Annotated in this window: 16 protein-coding genes; 14 read left to right on the top strand and 2 right to left on the bottom strand. The window is 35.2% G+C overall.

Translation table 11 applies throughout. The annotated features are described in order from the left end of the window. Positions 1-37 precede the first annotated feature (37 nt). From pseC to fliS, 10 genes are all read left to right on the top strand, one after another. Positions 38-1,198: a UDP-4-amino-4,6-dideoxy-N-acetyl-beta-L-altrosamine transaminase gene (gene pseC / locus ACIQXF_RS10515; protein WP_402782576.1), complete on the top strand. Its 1,161-nt coding sequence runs from the start codon at positions 38-40 to the stop codon at positions 1,196-1,198. After that, a complete protein-coding gene (locus tag ACIQXF_RS10510) occupies positions 1,195-1,923 on the top strand; it encodes a cytidylyltransferase domain-containing protein (protein WP_402782574.1) in 729 nt (242 codons plus the stop codon). Before pseC ends, ACIQXF_RS10510 begins: the two co-directional genes overlap by 4 nt. Positions 1,924-1,931: 8 nt before the next feature. Then, the gene (gene pseG / locus ACIQXF_RS10505) at positions 1,932-2,951 is read left to right on the top strand and encodes a UDP-2,4-diacetamido-2,4,6-trideoxy-beta-L-altropyranose hydrolase (protein WP_402782572.1); all 1,020 of its coding nucleotides are present in this window, start codon (positions 1,932-1,934) and stop codon (positions 2,949-2,951) included. Between the two features lie 14 nt (positions 2,952-2,965). Continuing rightward, positions 2,966-3,514 (top strand): UDP-4-amino-4,6-dideoxy-N-acetyl-beta-L-altrosamine N-acetyltransferase, encoded by a 549-nt coding sequence (gene pseH, locus ACIQXF_RS10500; protein WP_402782570.1) that lies wholly within the window; start codon positions 2,966-2,968, stop codon positions 3,512-3,514. Next, positions 3,511-4,563, top strand: a complete 1,053-nt coding sequence (pseI, locus tag ACIQXF_RS10495; protein ID WP_402782568.1) for a pseudaminic acid synthase — start codon at positions 3,511-3,513, stop codon at positions 4,561-4,563. Before pseH ends, pseI begins: the two co-directional genes overlap by 4 nt. 285 nt (positions 4,564-4,848) lie before the next feature. Further along, positions 4,849-5,934 carry a DUF2920 family protein gene (locus ACIQXF_RS10490; RefSeq protein ID WP_402782566.1) on the top strand — a complete coding sequence of 362 codons (1,086 nt, stop codon included), beginning with the start codon at positions 4,849-4,851 and terminating at the stop codon, positions 5,932-5,934. Positions 5,935-6,418: 484 nt separating this feature from the next. Next, complete coding sequence (locus ACIQXF_RS10485) at positions 6,419-6,793, top strand: flagellar protein FlaG (RefSeq protein ID WP_402782564.1); 375 nt, start codon at positions 6,419-6,421, stop codon at positions 6,791-6,793. A 20-nt stretch (positions 6,794-6,813) separates the two neighbouring features. Then, a complete protein-coding gene (fliD, locus tag ACIQXF_RS10480) occupies positions 6,814-9,135 on the top strand; it encodes a flagellar filament capping protein FliD (RefSeq protein WP_402782562.1) in 2,322 nt (773 codons plus the stop codon). Positions 9,136-9,175: 40 nt separating this feature from the next. Further along, positions 9,176-9,535: a flagellar protein FliT gene (locus ACIQXF_RS10475; protein WP_402782560.1), complete on the top strand. Its 360-nt coding sequence runs from the start codon at positions 9,176-9,178 to the stop codon at positions 9,533-9,535. Between the two features lie 76 nt (positions 9,536-9,611). Beyond that, the gene (gene fliS, locus ACIQXF_RS10470) at positions 9,612-10,022 is read left to right on the top strand and encodes a flagellar export chaperone FliS (protein ID WP_402782558.1); all 411 of its coding nucleotides are present in this window, start codon (positions 9,612-9,614) and stop codon (positions 10,020-10,022) included. Between the two features lie 131 nt (positions 10,023-10,153). Here fliS and ACIQXF_RS10465 read toward each other — a convergent pair whose 3' ends face one another. Together ACIQXF_RS10465 and ACIQXF_RS10460 are read right to left on the bottom strand one after the other, a co-directional pair. Then, the gene (locus tag ACIQXF_RS10465) at positions 10,154-10,846 is read right to left on the bottom strand and encodes an HNH endonuclease (protein ID WP_402782556.1); all 693 of its coding nucleotides are present in this window, start codon (positions 10,844-10,846) and stop codon (positions 10,154-10,156) included. A gap of 4 nt (positions 10,847-10,850) precedes the next feature. Beyond that, positions 10,851-11,039 carry a hypothetical protein gene (locus tag ACIQXF_RS10460; protein WP_402782554.1) on the bottom strand — a complete coding sequence of 63 codons (189 nt, stop codon included), beginning with the start codon at positions 11,037-11,039 and terminating at the stop codon, positions 10,851-10,853. A 316-nt stretch (positions 11,040-11,355) separates the two neighbouring features. Here ACIQXF_RS10460 and ACIQXF_RS10455 point away from each other — a divergent pair, with 316 nt between their 5' ends. From ACIQXF_RS10455 to secA, 4 genes are all read left to right on the top strand, one after another. Then, on the top strand, positions 11,356-12,345 hold the full coding sequence (locus ACIQXF_RS10455) for a tetratricopeptide repeat protein (protein ID WP_402782552.1): 990 nt from the start codon (positions 11,356-11,358) through the stop codon (positions 12,343-12,345). Positions 12,346-12,644: 299 nt separating this feature from the next. Then, a complete protein-coding gene (locus ACIQXF_RS10450) occupies positions 12,645-13,031 on the top strand; it encodes a PilZ domain-containing protein (RefSeq protein WP_402782550.1) in 387 nt (128 codons plus the stop codon). A gap of 208 nt (positions 13,032-13,239) precedes the next feature. Then, positions 13,240-13,791, top strand: a complete 552-nt coding sequence (gene hpf / locus ACIQXF_RS10445; RefSeq protein ID WP_402782548.1) for a ribosome hibernation-promoting factor, HPF/YfiA family — start codon at positions 13,240-13,242, stop codon at positions 13,789-13,791. Positions 13,792-14,002: 211 nt separating this feature from the next. After that, positions 14,003-16,513 (top strand): preprotein translocase subunit SecA, encoded by a 2,511-nt coding sequence (gene secA, locus ACIQXF_RS10440; protein WP_402782546.1) that lies wholly within the window; start codon positions 14,003-14,005, stop codon positions 16,511-16,513. Positions 16,514-17,210 lie beyond the last annotated feature (697 nt).

Here is a 17,210-nt window from a genome sequence, read left to right as displayed (position 1 = left end):
TAGAAAAAATAGTCCATTCTGTAAGGAGTGAATGACGATGAGAGATTCATATTTACCTTATGGTAAGCAATGGATTGAAGATGATGACATTGAAGCAGTAGTAAAGGTCTTAAAAAGTGATTACTTAACGACTGGTCCAACAATTGCTTCCTTTGAACGAAAGGTTGCTGATTATGTAGGTGCAAAATTCGCAGTGGCTTTTTCAAACGGCACAGCTGCTTTGCATGGGGCATGTTTTGCAGCAGGCATTGATGAAAGCGATGAAGTGATAACAACACCAATAACTTTTGCGGCAAGTGCAAACTGTGTACGTTATGTAGGCGGTACAGTTGTTTTTGCAGATATTAAGGAAGATACATATAATATAAATCCAGCAGAAATTGAAAAGAATATCACTCCACAAACGAAGGCAATCATTCCTGTGCATTTTACAGGACAACCTGTACAGCTAGATGAAATTCATGCTATAGCAAAGAAGCATAACTTAATTGTAATTGAAGATGCAGCACATGCACTAGGTGCTAAGTATAAAGGACAAAAGATTGGTGCATTAAGTGACATGACGATGTTTAGCTTTCATCCTGTGAAGCATGTCACAACCGGTGAGGGTGGAGTCATTACAACAAATAATGAATTCTATTATAAAAAGCTATTACAATTCCGTTCACATGGTATTACGAGAGATACGAGAAGTATAATAAAAAAAAATGATGGTCCTTGGTACTATGATATGCAGTTTTTGGGCTACAATTATCGAATGACAGACATTCAAGCTGCTTTGGGAATAAGCCAGATGGAAAAGCTTGATCGTTTTGTTGCCCGCCGTTGTGAAATTGCACAAATGTATGATGAAGCGTTTAAAGATAATGAGTTATTAATAACACCACAGCTACTTCCAGATAGTTATTCAAGCTGGCACTTATATGTTATTCAATTAAATCTTGAAAAACTTAATGCAACACGTAAGGAAGTATTTGATGCATTAGTGGCGCAAAACATTGGTGTGAACGTGCATTATATACCTGTCCATACATTGTCATATTATCGGGAGTTAGGCTATAAAGAAGGCTCAATGCCAAAAGCTGAAGCGTTATATAAGGCAATGATTACATTTCCGCTTTTTCCAAAAATGACAGATAGTGATGTATATGATGTAGTCGTAGCAGTATTAAGTGAGTTGGAGAAGGTGAGTAAATGAGAGTTGTAGCAATTATTCAAGCGAGAATGGGCTCAACACGCTTACCTGGGAAAGTATTGAAAGAAATAGACGGAAGGCCATTACTTTCCTATCAGCTAGAGCGTTTAAACGATAGTACATTCATTGACGAATTTGTCATCGCTACAACAAGAGAAGAACAAGATGATAAAATTGTCGCTTTTTGTGAACAACAAAATAGCCCGTATTATAGAGGCTCTGAAACAGATGTATTGGCAAGATATTATGAAGCAGCAGTTGAATTTCACGCAGACGCTATTGTAAGAATTACATCTGATTGTCCTATCATTGATGTACATGTAGTTGATAAAGTAATTGGTTTTTTTCTAGAATTTGGTTATTTCGATTACGTCTCTAATACACTGGAGCGTACATATCCGCGAGGGTTAGATACTGAAATTTTTACGTTTGCAGCTTTAGAAAAAGCTTATAATGAAGCAACATTAGAAAGAGATCGTGAGCATGTAACTGCGTTTTTTTATACAAATCCTGATATTTTTAAAATTGCTAATGTGATTAATGATTTTGATTATAGCAATTTTCGCTGGACAGTAGATACAATAGAGGATTTAGATCTGATTAAAAATATAATCCAAGCATTATACGTTAAAAATCCTCGATTCACTTTACAAGACACAGTAAATGTGATGAAAGAAAATCCTGATTGGTTTCATATTAATGCTCATATTGAACAAAAGAAATTATAGGTGATAGTATGAACGTATTTATACGAGTAGATGCTTCATTCGAAATAGGCACAGGACATGTAATGCGTTGTTTAACTTTAGCTCATAGACTTGAAAAAGAAGGAAATACTATTGCATTTATTTGTAGAAGCGCAGAGGGTGACTGTATAGATTTAATAGAACAGCAAGGCTTCCATGTATTTAAATTGCCTATTAATGAAGGTTCTTTATGGACATATGTATCGGAACAATGGGAAATAGATGCTAAGGAAACTATTGACATAATACGAAAAAATTCTGTGGAAAAGTTAATTATCGACCACTACTCAATTGACATTAAATGGGAATTGATGGTACAGCCTTTTACAAAAAAAATAATGGTTATTGATGATTTGGCAAATCGCGAGCACGACTGCGATATTTTACTTGATCAAAATTTTTATATAAATATGGATAATAGGTATAAAGGTTTGGTCCCTTCTTCAACAAGAATGTTATTAGGGCCAAGATATGCTTTGTTACGAGAAGAATTTATCGAAGCTAAAAAGAATTTAAAAACATTTAATAGTAAGATAGAAAGATTATTTATTTTCTTTGGTGGTAGTGACCCAACAAATGAAACAGAGAAAATATTATATTCAATAATGCCCCTAATAGAAAAATATAATTTTGAGGTTGATGTTGTTGTAGGCAATTCAAATCAGAATAAAAAACGTATAAAAGATATTTCTTTTACACATAAAAATATTAATTTTTATTGTCAAATTAATAATATTGCTGAAATAATGGCTAAAGCTGATTTAGCTATTGGTGCAGGTGGAGCTACTACTTGGGAAAGAGTTTTTTTAGGACTACCTTCAATTGTCATTGCTGTTGCTAAGAATCAAGTAGAAGTTGCAAAAGCAGTGGCAAATAAGGGGGCGATTATTTATCTAGGTGTCTCTAATGAAGTAAATGGTAAGCAAGTTCTTAATAATCTTGAACTATTATATAGAGATTCTGATGAATTGTCTCGTATTAGAAAAAGTTGTATTAATTTAATATCATGAAGGGATGTAATACAGTGCTAAATGCATCACTTAGGGATATAGTTATAGATGATTTAGAAAAAATTTTAGCATGGCGCAACCAAGAACATATTAGATCTGTAATGTTTAACGATAACATTATTTTATGGCAACAACATATGAATTGGTTCAATGAATTAAAGAATAACAATAATAAACTTTCTAAAATCTTTAGTATTAAGAATGATGATTATGGTGTGATAAATATTAATAATATAGATGAATATTCCGATAGGTGTTATTGGGGTTTTTATATAGGAGAAAAAAAAGCACCAAAAAGTACAGGTTTATTATTAGGCTATACTTCTCTTGAATTTATTTTTAAAGAATTAAAATTTAGAAAACTTTGTGCGGAAGTTATTGAATCAAATAAAATCAGTTGTAATTTTCATGAAAAATTAGGGTTTAAATTAGATGGTACATTACGTAAACAAATAAAGCGAAATGAAAACTACGAAGATATTTATATTTATAGTTTATTTGCCGAAGAATGGGAAGAAAAGAGAATAGAATTGAACTTAGAGCTAGAGGAGCGATTTAAATGAAACAAATTGAGATAGAGAGTTTTGAAATTGGCTCACTTTCTAAACCATTCATTATTGCTGAAATGTCAGGGAATCATAATCAATCCCTAAATCGAGCTTTAGAAATAGTAGACGCTGCTGCTGCTTCAGGAGCTAACGCATTAAAGATTCAAACGTATACAGCAGATACGATGACCTTAAATCTAGATAATCCAGATTTCCAAATAAATGATAGTACAAGTCTATGGGATGGGCAAAATTTGTATAAATTATATCAGCAAGCTTACACTCCATGGGAATGGCATAAGCCAATTTTTGATCGTGCTAAAGAACTAGGTATGATTGCTTTTAGTACGCCGTTTGATGAAACAGCGGTTGATTTTTTGGAGGAGTTAGACGTACCACTCTATAAAATTGCCTCTTTTGAAAATACAGATTTACCACTTATAAAAAAAGTTGCGTCTACAGGAAAACCAATGATTGTATCGACTGGAATGGCGACATTGGCCGAATTAGATGAGCTGGTCCGTACGGCTAAGGAAGCAGGATGTAAAGACCTAGTGTTGTTAAAATGTACAAGTACGTATCCGGCAACACCTGAAAACACTAATATCTTAACAATACCACATATGAAGCAGTTGTTTGAAGATGTTCAAATCGGATTATCTGACCATACGTTGGGGATTGGGGTGGCTGTAGCAAGTGTTGCATTAGGTGCAACAGTCATTGAAAAACATTTTACATTAGATCGAGCTGATGGTGGAGTTGATGCAGCTTTTTCCATGGAGCCAAATGAAATGAAGAAACTTGTAGAAGAAACAGAGCGAGCTTGGTTGGCAATGGGGAAAGTTACTTATGGTCCTACAGAAAGGGAAAAAGCATCATTAAAATTCCGTCGCTCTATTTATGTATCTAATGATATAAAAAAAGGTGAAGAATTTACTAAAGATAATATTAAAATTGTTCGACCAGGTTACGGTCTGGAGCCAAAATTTTATAATCATCTTCTAAATAAAAAAGCTCAAAAAGACTTTTTTGCAGGTGAGCCTATAAAATTTGAAGATTTATAAATAGAGGAAGGAGTTTTAATAAAATTACTGAGCGTGTTGAATAGGGATATTGTATTATATTTCTGTTAATGGAGCATTTCGATGTGAGAATAATAATATTTAATTATTCTATATACTTTTTTTGATGGAGGAAAGATACTAGACTCTCTTAAAAGGTGAACTACACCCAAAATATTGAAAATCTAATAAAGAGGTGTAGCTTGTGATTTCCGATGAACAAAAATTAGCAGCTATTATAATGTTAAAATGCTTAATATTATTTGAAAAAGGTCGAGGGACTATATTATGGAAACTATTCAAAGTATAAAGATACCAGCACATTATAATATTTATACTGGTGCAAATGATCGCGATTTAAGAATTGATTTTGTTATCCCTACTCAAGGAGTGAACGAGAATACTGGCTTATTTATACTAGTTCCAGGTTTTGGAGCAAGCATTGAGTCAAAGGTATATAAAAAAATGCTTATAAATTTTGCGGATTTATATAACGTTGTAACACTCCAATGTGATTATTTCGGTCATCGTTTTATGCAAGGCGGTGAAAATTTAATTTTAAAGACACCTTTTTCAGAAATTGCACATCTCTTTTTAGAAGAAGAGATGCAACAAATTAAAGATGAACCTCAAAGACTGCTATCAATCTTATCGACAAAACAAGTAAATGTGTACGCACAAGAAAATTTAGATGAATCATTGGATGAATTTGCGGATCTATCATACATGCAAGCGATTGATATTATTACCGCAATAGAGGCAGTAAAAGTTTTATTAAAGGGAAATAAATTGACATTCAATGAAAAAAGGGTAATTGGATGGGGACAATCGCAAGGAGCATATTTACTGCATTTAGTGAATCGTCTAACACCACATTTACTGAGTTTAATTATAGATAACGCTGCTTGGATTCAACCGAGTTATTTAAATGATAAAAGAGTACTTGCTATGAAAATAAATAATTGTACTTTTAATGTAAGTTTCGAATATCTAGTTAGTAAACTAGCAATTGATCAGGAAGCTCTTTCATTAAAAACACTTTATAAGGAATTTGAAAATAATTCTTATATTAAATCTTTTATAGGGACTACAGATAATTTAGTATCTGAAAAAGAAAAAGAAGAAATTTTCCGATTTGTACCATATTGTGATTTTCACATTATTGATGAGACAAAAGTTGATGGTGAAATTTTTAAGTCAACGAATCATGGATTAGATGCAGATTTTATAAAGTTAGTTGGTTATATAATGTCAGAGGATATTTATCATATTAATAAAAAAGAGAAAGAAAGTAATTATCAGGTGAAACTTTCTCAGACTGTCATAACTGTAGACTATACAAATGAGCTTCCAATATTTAATTTTAAATGGTAATTTAATGGTAAATAATATAGTTGTTATTGTAAATATGAGGGATTTAAAATACCCATTCATTTTTTAAATCTCCCATATTTACAAAAAAGGTTCGAGCATTCTTTGCGAAGACTATTAAAAAGAAAAACAAAAGAGGATTGATATAAACGGACTTCCTTCAATTAATAAACAAGGCAAATGTAGTATTTAAAATTCGTATTAGAGTATGGGAGATATAAATTTGTTTATGACAAGAGTTTGTATAACGAAGCTAGATTAAGGTTTTCTATACTAAGGTTAATTTGATCAGACATATTTATTTTTTAATATATTTGATCACTAAGTACCTCATAAATTTACCTTTTCAATTTATTTCATCATGTCTCTCTTCTCTTTATAAAACTTAAAAAGACTAAGTCATTTTGTTTATCCAAAAACGTGAAACTTCACAAAATACTTCCGATAATACATATAAGAAATTCAAATGTTTAGGAGGTTAAAGATAATGCGTATTGTTACTCAGGGGCAATCAATCGATGCAATGAATGCTTCAAATAATGCGAAGACTGCGAATGTACAAGGTAATGTGGAGCTTAATAGTACAACTGAATCTATCCCACAAACGGTAACTGCTGTTGGGGAAGAGAGAGATATATCACCAGAAAAGCTGCAACAAGCAGTTGATGCAATTAATGACTTTCTAAAAACTAATTATAGTTCTTCAAAGTTTGTATATCATGAAGGTCTTGGAAAGTATTATGTAACTGTAGTGAATGAAAATACTAATGAAGTTGTTAAAGAGATCCCACCGAAGAAATTATTAGATGCTTTCTATGAGATGCAAAAAATGGTAGGAATGATTGTAGACGAAAAAATTTAAGAAATTTAGGAGGAAATAAAATGGTAACTAGAATTGGCGGTTTAGCTTCGGGTATGGACATTGATGGTATAGTTGCAAAATTAATGTCTGCAGAACGAGTACCACTATACAAATTACAACAAAAAAAGACAACATATGAATGGCAACGAGATGCTTATCGTAGCGTAAATACAAAAATAGATACATTTAGTAAATACTTATTCGATAATTTTTTAGTATCTAGTAATTTTGTAAAAAAATCTACTACAATATCTGGTGCTAATGCGGATAAAGTATCCATTACTGCTGGTACAGGTGCTTCAAGTTCTCTAAATATTCAAGGAGTTAAAGAACTTGCTACTGCAGCGACATCCGGTGCAAAAACAGTAGAACAGACAACTTATAGAAATGCTACAGCTACTGATAATGTAACGGATCTTGGAATTGCACAAGGAACAATCAAATTGATTGTTGATGGGGAAGAGAAATTCATTAATATTGATTCTAATACAAAAGTATCGACTAAAGGAGAGGCTTCTCCTAGTCAGCCAGGTTTAGTCGACCAACTAGTAGCGGCAGGTTTTGAAAAAGCGAGCTATGATGAAAAAACAGGGAGATTTTCACTAGGCTCTTTAGAGGGGAAAAAAGTAGATGTAGCCGATGTAGATAGCGCGGCATTTTTGAGAGACCAGTTAGGTTTCGCAACATCGTATACGTCTTCTGCCATAAAAATACAAGATCCTAATGATGCAAATAAAGAAATTTTAGCGAAATCTTCGACGACTTTAGGTGAATTAGGAGTTACTGGATCTAGTTTGACATTTTCTATTGGTGGAGAAGCATCTAAAACAGTAAACATTGATCCTGATAAAACTATAGCGGATTTAGTAGCTGATTTAAAAGCTGAAGGCTTAGATGCTTCATTTGATGCCAAAACAGGAAAATTAAATATTAAGGCAAAAGATGGTAAGACATTACAATTTGATAATGGAAGCCAAACAGATTTAGCTAAACTTGGTGTATCCCAAACTGTAGGTGGCTCCTCAAAAGCTTTTTCTCAAGTAGAGATTGCTACACATGGCGGAACTTCAGAAACACCTACATCGAGTACCTCACTACAACATTTAGGTTTATTAAATGATGGGAAATTTAAGATAAGTGCAGTGCAAGCTGATGGTACAATGAAGGATACTATTATTGAATTTAAAGCAACTGATACTATTGATTCTCTTATGAAAAGAATTAATTCTTCTGGTGCAGGCGTAACAGCTTTATTTTCCAACGGACAAATGTCTATCTCAGCTAATAATACAGGGACTAATAAAGCGAATGCGGATGCTGATATTCAATTGAAAAGTGTGAAAACGGTTAATGACGATCAATCTGAAAGTATCGATAATTCGGCCTTTACATTATTCAATAAACTTGGATTTGTTAGTAACACAGATGCTAATCCATCTGGAGAAGCAACAGTTAACTTATCTGGAACAGGAACAAATGCTAAATACAAAATTAATGATTTAGAAATGGAAAGTCAAACCAACACCTTAAATATCCAGGGCTATTCTATCAAGTTGACTGGTACATTTAATACTGATTATAGCTCTACTACAGCCGGTGTTTCAGTGTCAGCATCCCATGACATTGATTCGATGATGACAAAAATCAAAGAGTTTGTGACAACTTACAATGGATTAGTAACCGATTTAAATAACTCTTTAAAAGAGACTAAATATCGTGACTATGCTCCGCTAACAAGTGAGCAAAGAGAAGGAATGTCTGAAAGTGACATTAAGTTATGGGAAGAGAAAGCAAGAAGTGGTTTACTAAGAAATGATTCAATTTTAAGAGAAGGCTTATCTAAAATGCGAGCAAACTTCATGGGCGAAATAGGGGGATTAAGTGATAGTACAATTGACTCGTTATCAGAAATTGGGATAACAACGTCCTCCAAAGTTACTGATGGAGGTACATTAGTAATTGATGAGACTAAATTACGTGCCGCATTAGAAAAAGATCCAGAGCAAGTTGCGAAAATGTTTACGCAGATAGGTAAGGCCGAAGATACTGTCATTGATCCCGTTACTGGCCAATCAAAAACTGTTGATTCACGTGGAATAGTAAAACGTTTAAGAGATTCAATTGATAGTTTTAAATTACAGATTGAGAAAAAAGCTGGTCGTTCGACAATGACTGACAACCAATTTAATATTGGTAAAAGTATGATTGACTTAGATACTCGTATAAGTAGTATGCAAAAACGTTTGGTAAGTGTAGAACAACGTTATTGGAAACAATTCACAGCTATGGAGCAAGCGATCAATAAGGCTAATTCACAATCTAGTATGTTCATGCAAGGTTAAGGTTCTGGGTGGCTTCGAAATAGCAAGGTAGGAGAATGTTATGCAACTATTAGATCAACTTTTGCAGTTATCAGCTAATTTATTTAAGCATTTAGGTGATATTCCAAAAAGTGAAGAGCGCGACGAATATATCGACAATATTAATGATATGTTGGACAAGCGGGGGAAAATCATTGAAAACTTGATTAAGGAAGATTTTCATTTCGATGAACAAAACCGTATTCATCGTACATTGCTCGAATTAGATAATGGGATTAAAGAACGATTGGCTGCTGTCATGAACGCTGTAAAGCAGGATATGGCAAACCTCCAAAAAACGAAAAAAAGTGAAGAGCAATACTTCAATCCCTATGCGGATGTTCGTGTTATGGATGGGATGTATTACGACAAAAAGAATTAACAATTCCCTATTAGCTTTTCTTCGTAAAATGGTTTAAACTAGTAAAAAAGTAACCTTTCAAAGGAGTTGTCCTTTATTGGCAGCAAATTTAACAGCACAAAACGCGTACAAACAAAATAGTGTTACCACTGCTTCCCCTGGCGAGCTGACATTAATGCTTTATAATGGGTGTTTAAAATTCTTGCATAAGGCAAAAAATGCCGTGCAAGAAAAAAATGTAGAAGAAAAAAATACGAATCTTATAAAAGCACAGGCGATTATTAGTGAGCTTATGGCAACACTGAACATGGACATCGAAGTGTCAAAAAATATGTTTGCTCTCTATGAATATATGAATCATCGTTTAGTCGAGGCGAACATTAAAAACGATATTGCTAGCATTGAAGAAGTTGAGGGATTAGTGACGGAATTCCGTGATACATGGAAGGAAGTTATTCGCATTAATCGACAACAACAATTCGGTAACGGAAACAACGGGCAAATTTAGACAAATTAGAGGCCATCTATTAATGATGGTCTCTTTTCTTATATGCTTTGAACCTCTCATCTGTGTAGGTGGTTCTGGAAAGCTTTTAGCTATGGACAATAAAAAACTCCATTGAGAAAATGTTGTAGCGGTTAGAGTTGCCCTTGTTGACGTGGTTGGGGATGTCCTTGTTTGTCGAATGATCTTTGATGAGTTCCAGTGAAATTTTCGATGAATAGCTGTCGCATGCTAGGTTCGTATTTGAAAACTTCCATCCAAATTGAAAAATGACCAGTTGCAGCTGCTGTTTTGGCAATCTGCCTTTTTAAGGTAGCACTGCTAGGTGATTCTTTCAAATCAGTTAGTGATTCATAGGCTATATTCCATACATCATTTCTAGAAATCCAGCGTGTATCAGCAGGTGTAGGAGGGGGATTAGTACCAGGCTCCCTATCTAGCCCGAAAAGCCTAATTGTACTAATCGCCATATTTTTTAAAATAGCATTACTTGTTAGTTTCGAATGATAGGTAATTGCTGTACCGTATTGATAATGAAAAGCTAAAAATGTATTATCCGTATCTGGCCAAAGATAGCCACTTCTAGAAGCGTTATGATTACTTTTAACAGTATTGCAATATTTACAGGAAAGTAAAAAATTACGCCAGCTTATTTCTTTCCCCCCTCTATTTACAGGGATAACGTGCTCAATCTCTATCATGTTTTTTACAGGCATTTCACAATAAGAGCAGTACCATCCAATAGATGTAGATAAATCATTTCTAGCAGCGCGATAGTCGGTATAAGTTCGAGTATTTCTATTTCTATTTCTATTTACTGGTCTCATCTTTTTAATCCTTTCGTTTTTCTTCGACAATTAGTCTTTTTTGTTGAAGGAAAGCATAATAGGCAATATTGTCAGTATAAGGAAGACTTAGTTCATCAAGCTTTTGTTTGAGCAATTGTACTTGTTCGTTTGAGATGTTTGGTTTTTCTAATGTAGAAAGTACATGGAAGTATTCATTTGCTGCATCATACATCTCTTTTTTTCTCTTACTCCATTGGGGAAGAGGAATGCCTATTTGCTTTTCAAGAATAAAGATAACTGGTGAATACTTTCCTTAGTATCGCACCTCAAAGCTGAATAGGTAAAATTGGTGTAATAATGAAATAAAATTATTAGTCAAACGAGGCGTTGTAAATAACATTCTCCATATATTTGATGAATCTGGGAAACTAGATTAAAAACAATCCTATTCTTATAATGGTGCTTTTGGTATGCCATAAAGTAAAATGTATTGAATAATGGTTTTAAAAATTGATGAACACTTTAAATTTATTAAGAGGAGATAACATATGTCGAAAAAACAGATCAATCCAAAATTAATTTCTGCTTTAACAGGAAGAGAACTGGAATCTATTTCTCCGTCACCAATAAACAAAGATTTAGGCGGGAAATATGTAAAAACGATTATAGATCGGAAATCAAAGATTGAACCTATCTTTCAGAAAAATGAGATGATGATGCAATGTAAACGTTGCGGTCGAAAAGGAAAGTATGATATCGGCCCTGTTTTTATTGATATTCCTGAAAAAAGGGAAGATATAGATAATACGGTACGCCAAATGCCTGGCTATTTCAGGTGCACTCATTGTAATGCTGGGGGAGAATGGGAAGATTCTAACGAAGTACTCATGCTATCTATCATGACTTTACTGAATCCTGATGAGTTTAGTGATCTTTGTCAAATAGGAAAAATACAGCTCTTCGATGGCACATCTCATCAATATGCTACAGATGCAGAAGAACATTTGTTGCAAAAAATTGCGAAAGATCCGAATGATGGATTTATTTGGAATCGCTTAGGAAACCTTTATCAAAAAGGGGGGCGACCTGAATTAGCAATGGCTGCTTTTGAAAAATCAATCGAGGTTGACCCTAAACAAATGGAGTCTCACTTTTCGATTGGTACTCTTCTCGCTGAAGTTAAAGACAATCAACATGCTATGCATCATTTTCATCTGGTGATGTTAACCGCTGAAGATTATACGCAGATGGATGCTGAAAATTTAAGAGATTTACTATCAAATGGTCTCCTTGTAGCGTTTGATATTTTTATTCATTCTAATGGGAAAATTCCATTATTACCAACTAAGGATGTTTTACTCTCATCTGGAAAAGAGGTAGACGGAGAGACTTATACATTGGATTTCGAAATTTATCCTGATGACGTAACTTCATTTTATCCAATTGCAGAGTCATTTATGGGAAAACGAGTAAAAGAAATTCCAAAAAAGAAACGAGCAAAAACAGCAGAGTCACTTTTAAAGGGAAAATCGAAGTAATAAGTGCCAAGCACCTTATCTAAATATTCTAGAATGGCTTGCTTTCCTTTGATGAACTTGCAAAAAAAGGATTATGATGAAGCGCCAAACCTGTGCGGACTCATGTGGAACGTTCATACGGCATGCTAGGTGCGAATGTCCACCGTATTACATATTCGCTCGAATCTTTAGTTCAGTATAGATAGTCATAAATTAGGTCTTTCAACGGTAAAATATGTTACTTATTCCCTCTAGATGTAAAACATGCATCGTGTCATAATCAAGCTAACTACATGTTTAAAAAATACTGAGGTGGGAATATGATATTTAAGCGCCAAGAAGGTTTTCGATTTAAATTCGAAGAGCCAATAAAAATAACTTTTGCAATCTATGAGGATGGACGGGTTAATCATGCACAAACGGCAATGGCTGACTTGCTTGATATTAGTCCGCGCGGTTTGAAGATGTTTACTGAGGTGGATTTAGGTGTCAATCCTCCTCCTCTTGATTTACGTTTTGTACTTGATACTCATGAGGTACGAGCCTATGGGGAAATCATTTGGAGTCGCCCTTTTGGTAAAGGCAAGCACTACGGCGTGAATTTCAATAATCAAGAAGCTGTTGAAGATTTGATTGTCGAAGAGTTGAAATTGCGACGAAAAAAAGAAGCAGCAGAGGCGAAAAATACAGTGAAACTTAATCAGTGAGGTTTTTTTATCCCCACTGATTATTAGTCATCACCAATAGGGTTTTTACGGGCAGTTCATCTCCCAGTTAACTTCTTTGCTTTCGCTGCCGGTTAATGAGGGATAAAAATAATTCGTAAAATTTTTGTTAAAAAAAGAATTAATTTAGAGGAATTCCACACACTTGTGTAGAATAATAAAGTATAGCAGTTATAAAGGAGGAGTTTACATGTTAAACTTTAACATTCGTGGTGAAAATATTGAGGTAACTCCAGCTATTCGAGAGTATGTTGAGAACAAAGTCGAGAAAGTTGAACGTTATTTTAACGAAGATGTTAACGCCAACGCTAACGTAAATTTAAAGGTTTATAATGACAAGCAAACTAAAGTGGAAGTTACTATTCCAATGAAAAACTTAACTCTTCGTGCAGAAGAGCGTCATAATGATATGTATGCTGCGGTTGACCTAATCGTTGATAAATTAGAGCGTCAAATTCGCAAGCATAAAACAAAAGTAAACCGTAAATTCCGTGAGCGCGAAGGCACAGGCCTTTATTTTGCTACTACTCAAGCAGCTGTTGATGTTGCGACAGAGGAAGAGGAATATTCTATTGTTCGCACAAAGCAATTTGATTTAAAACCAATGGATCAAGAAGAAGCTGTCTTACAAATGAATATGCTAGGGCATGATTTCTATGTCTTTACAGACGCAGAATCAAACGGCACTAATATTGTCTACAAACGTAAAGATGGTAAATACGGCTTGATCGAAACAACTTAAACTTCATATGTACCAAAGGCTCTCGCATAGCGGGAGCCTTTTTTGTGGACATACTTAAGGAACTCCGACTATAAACGCACGTCCTCTAGTAATAATGCAACATGTTATGGCCTCATTAAAGCCTTTTTTCCTTGCTAGGGACTCTGTTTGCATGAAACTGTTATACAATGGTAAAATGAAAGTTGAGACTATATAGGAAGTGAAAAAATTCATGGCAAACCTATTAAATAAATTATTTGATTTCAATAAACGTGAGCTAAAAAAATTAGAAAAAATCGCTGACCAGGTTGAGGGATTCGCTTCTCAAATGGAACAGCTTTCAGATGATCAATTACAAGCGAAAACAGAAGAATTTAAAAAACGTTATGCCGACGGAGAGCAATTAGAGTCGATTCGTGCGGAAGCTTTTGCCGTTTGTCGGGAAGCGTCGAAGCGTGTGTTAGAGATGTACCCATTCCGCGTACAAATTATGGGTGCTGCTGCCTTAGATGAAGGTAATATTTCGGAAATGAAAACGGGTGAAGGTAAAACGTTAACGGCTACCATGTCTGTTTACCTGAATGCTATTACTGGTAAAGGTGTACATGTTGTGACAGTCAATGAATATTTAGCGAGTCGTGATGCTGAGGAAATGGGCTATTTGTATAATTTCTTAGGCTTAACGGTTGGTTTAAACTTGAACAGTCTGTCAAAAGAAGAAAAACGTGCTGCCTATGAGGCGGATATTACGTATAGTACAAACAATGAGCTAGGCTTTGACTATTTACGTGATAATATGGTGCTTTATAAAGAGGAACGTGTACAACGCCCATTGCATTATGCGGTTATCGATGAGGTGGACTCGATTTTAATTGATGAAGCGCGTACGCCATTAATTATTTCGGGTCAGGCTGGGAAATCAGCACAGCTTTATAAACAATCTAATGCATTTGTTCGTATGTTAAATGCAGAAACGGATTACACGTATGAAGAGTCAACAAAAGGTGTAACTTTAACAGATGCTGGTGTTGAAAAAGCGGAGAAGGCGTTCGGTGTTGATAACCTATTTGATTTAACGCATGTACGTTTAAACCATGCTATTAATCAATCGTTAAAGGCACATGTCAGTATGCATAATGATGTTGATTATGTTGTACAAGAGGGCGAAATTATTATTGTTGACGGCTTTACTGGTCGTTTAATGAAAGGTCGTCGCTACTCGGATGGTCTTCATCAGGCGATTGAGGCCAAAGAGGGCGTAGAGATTCAAAATGAATCGATGACGATGGCGACAATTACATTCCAAAACTACTTCCGTATGTATCAGAAGCTGGCAGGGATGACAGGTACAGCGAAAACAGAGGAAGAAGAATTCCGTAATATTTACAATATGAATGTTGTGGCGATTCCTACGAATAAGCCGATTGCTCGTGATGACCGTCCAGACTTAATTTTTGCTTCGATGGAAGGCAAATACAAAGCGGTAGCGGCAGATATTGCAGAGCGCCATAAAGCAGGACAACCTGTTCTTGTTGGTACTGTTGCCATTGAAACGTCAGAAATCATTTCGAATTTATTGGATAAACATAAAATTCCACATAATGTCTTAAATGCGAAAAACCATGAACGTGAAGCAGAAATTATTGCGAATGCTGGTATGAAGGGTGCAGTCACAATTGCCACGAACATGGCTGGTCGTGGTACGGACATTAAACCTGGTGAAGGTGTAATGGAACTTGGCGGTTTAGCAGTAATTGGTACGGAGCGTCATGAGTCTCGTCGTATCGATAATCAGCTTCGTGGTCGTTCTGGTCGTCAGGGGAATCCAGGGGTTACGCAATTCTATCTATCATTAGAAGATGAATTAATGCGTCGTTTTGGTTCTGATAATATGAAATCCATGATGATGCGACTAGGGATGGATGATTCACAACCGTTGCAATCAAAAGTTGTGTCGAGAGCAGTCGAATCAGCTCAAAAACGTGTAGAAGGAAATAACTTCGATGCACGTAAACGTTTATTACAATACGATGATGTGCTACGTCAGCAACGTGAGATTATTTATAAAGAGCGTTATGATGTACTTGAAACAGAAAATATGCGTGTGCTTGTTGAGTCTATGATTCAAGAAACAATCGATAATGTTGTTGGAATGTATACGCAAGGCGAGCGGAAGGATTGGCACCTAAAAGCAATTGAAGACTTTGTCTCTGCAAACCTGCTAGAAGAAGGTGCCCTGAAGGTAGCAGATTTCGAAGGTAAATCTGAAGAAGAAATTAACCAGTTGATTTCAGACGCTGTGCATACACGTTATGATGAAAAAGAGGCAGAGCTTACACCAGAGCGTATGCGTGAATTTGAAAAGGTTATTTTATTGCGTTCAATTGATACGAAGTGGATTGATCATATTGATGCAATGGATCAACTACGTCAAGGTATCCATCTTCGTGCGTATGGTCAAAATGACCCGCTTCGTGAATATCAACAAGAAGGCTTTGCTATGTTCGAGGATATGGTCGCTTCTATCCGTGAAGATGTAGCGAAATATGCGATGAAGGCAGAAATTCGTAGTAACCTAGAACGTGAGGAAGTTGCCAAGGGTCAAGCTGTTAATCCGAAAGAGGATGGTTCGCCAGCACCGAAAAAGCAACCAGTACGTAAGGCTGAAAATGTCGGACGTAATGATTTATGCCCATGTGGAAGCGGTAAGAAATTTAAAAACTGCCATGGCGCAGCTCAATAAAATACTATGAAAAAGATCATTTTAACCATAGCGTTAAATGGTCTTTTTTCTATTTCTGGAAAAGAAAAAGAAATAGAAAAAGTCTGAATTTATGGACAGTTGAAAATTATGGGTATACAATGTCTGTAAAGAATTAGGGAAATAACTCAAATAATAACTCTTTTTATCTTCATTCAGTAGGTGTCTAACGCTTACTGAAATAGAGGAACTCAATCTAAGAACGCCACGTCCTGTGGCAACGATTGAGTGACCAACATCTTGCTGTTGCTGTCGCTACGCTTTCGCACAGACAAAACCATTTTGCTGTCGCTACGCTTTCGCGCAAAAAACATCTGTTGGCCCAAAGCGTATGTCACGGATTTTCAAAGGAGGCCTGCACGAGGGCCGACACGATGTCGGTCATTTCGGTAAAGCCACAGGACGTGGCGTTTTTACCGATGTAGGTCAGTTAACCGTTGTCACAGTAAGTGACGGTTTTAGGTTAGCTTCCTACAAATGGCACAATCCAAAATCCGGACGCAATTACGCCAAGGCGAAATTTTTTTGTAAGTAGAAGTGATTATTTAATTCTATTAGATGGCTGTTAAATGCTACAGAGAATGTTTCACTCTAGATGCAATTAATATAACTGATCAATTTAAAGAAAAAGGGGGTATTCATGTTGAGATATAAAATTCCTTGAGCAAAAATACGTTGG

The sequence above is a fragment of the Lysinibacillus sp. NPDC097231 genome, assembly GCF_044761885.1.
In the GTDB taxonomy this organism is placed as follows: Bacteria; Bacillota; Bacilli; order Bacillales_A; family Planococcaceae; genus Lysinibacillus.
The sequence above is the reverse complement of the archived record's forward strand: the minus strand, read 5'-3'. Positions and strand labels throughout refer to the sequence as shown.

What these genes read in the sequence shown, in the direction of transcription:
- pseI (WP_402782568.1), top strand. Translation starts at nt 3,511, where the DNA reads ATGAAACAAATTGAGATAGAGAGTTTTGAAATTGGCTCACTTTCTAAA.
- ACIQXF_RS10465 (WP_402782556.1), bottom strand. Translation starts at nt 10,846, where the DNA reads ATGAGACCAGTAAATAGAAATAGAAATAGAAATACTCGAACTTATACC.
- ACIQXF_RS10510 (WP_402782574.1), top strand. Translation starts at nt 1,195, where the DNA reads ATGAGAGTTGTAGCAATTATTCAAGCGAGAATGGGCTCAACACGCTTA.
- ACIQXF_RS10485 (WP_402782564.1), top strand. Translation starts at nt 6,419, where the DNA reads ATGCGTATTGTTACTCAGGGGCAATCAATCGATGCAATGAATGCTTCA.
- pseG (WP_402782572.1), top strand. Translation starts at nt 1,932, where the DNA reads ATGAACGTATTTATACGAGTAGATGCTTCATTCGAAATAGGCACAGGA.
- ACIQXF_RS10450 (WP_402782550.1), top strand. Translation starts at nt 12,645, where the DNA reads ATGATATTTAAGCGCCAAGAAGGTTTTCGATTTAAATTCGAAGAGCCA.
- pseC (WP_402782576.1), top strand. Translation starts at nt 38, where the DNA reads ATGAGAGATTCATATTTACCTTATGGTAAGCAATGGATTGAAGATGAT.
- hpf (WP_402782548.1), top strand. Translation starts at nt 13,240, where the DNA reads ATGTTAAACTTTAACATTCGTGGTGAAAATATTGAGGTAACTCCAGCT.
- ACIQXF_RS10460 (WP_402782554.1), bottom strand. Translation starts at nt 11,039, where the DNA reads ATGTATGATGCAGCAAATGAATACTTCCATGTACTTTCTACATTAGAA.
- ACIQXF_RS10455 (WP_402782552.1), top strand. Translation starts at nt 11,356, where the DNA reads ATGTCGAAAAAACAGATCAATCCAAAATTAATTTCTGCTTTAACAGGA.
- fliD (WP_402782562.1), top strand. Translation starts at nt 6,814, where the DNA reads ATGGTAACTAGAATTGGCGGTTTAGCTTCGGGTATGGACATTGATGGT.
- secA (WP_402782546.1), top strand. Translation starts at nt 14,003, where the DNA reads ATGGCAAACCTATTAAATAAATTATTTGATTTCAATAAACGTGAGCTA.
- ACIQXF_RS10475 (WP_402782560.1), top strand. Translation starts at nt 9,176, where the DNA reads ATGCAACTATTAGATCAACTTTTGCAGTTATCAGCTAATTTATTTAAG.
- ACIQXF_RS10490 (WP_402782566.1), top strand. Translation starts at nt 4,849, where the DNA reads ATGGAAACTATTCAAAGTATAAAGATACCAGCACATTATAATATTTAT.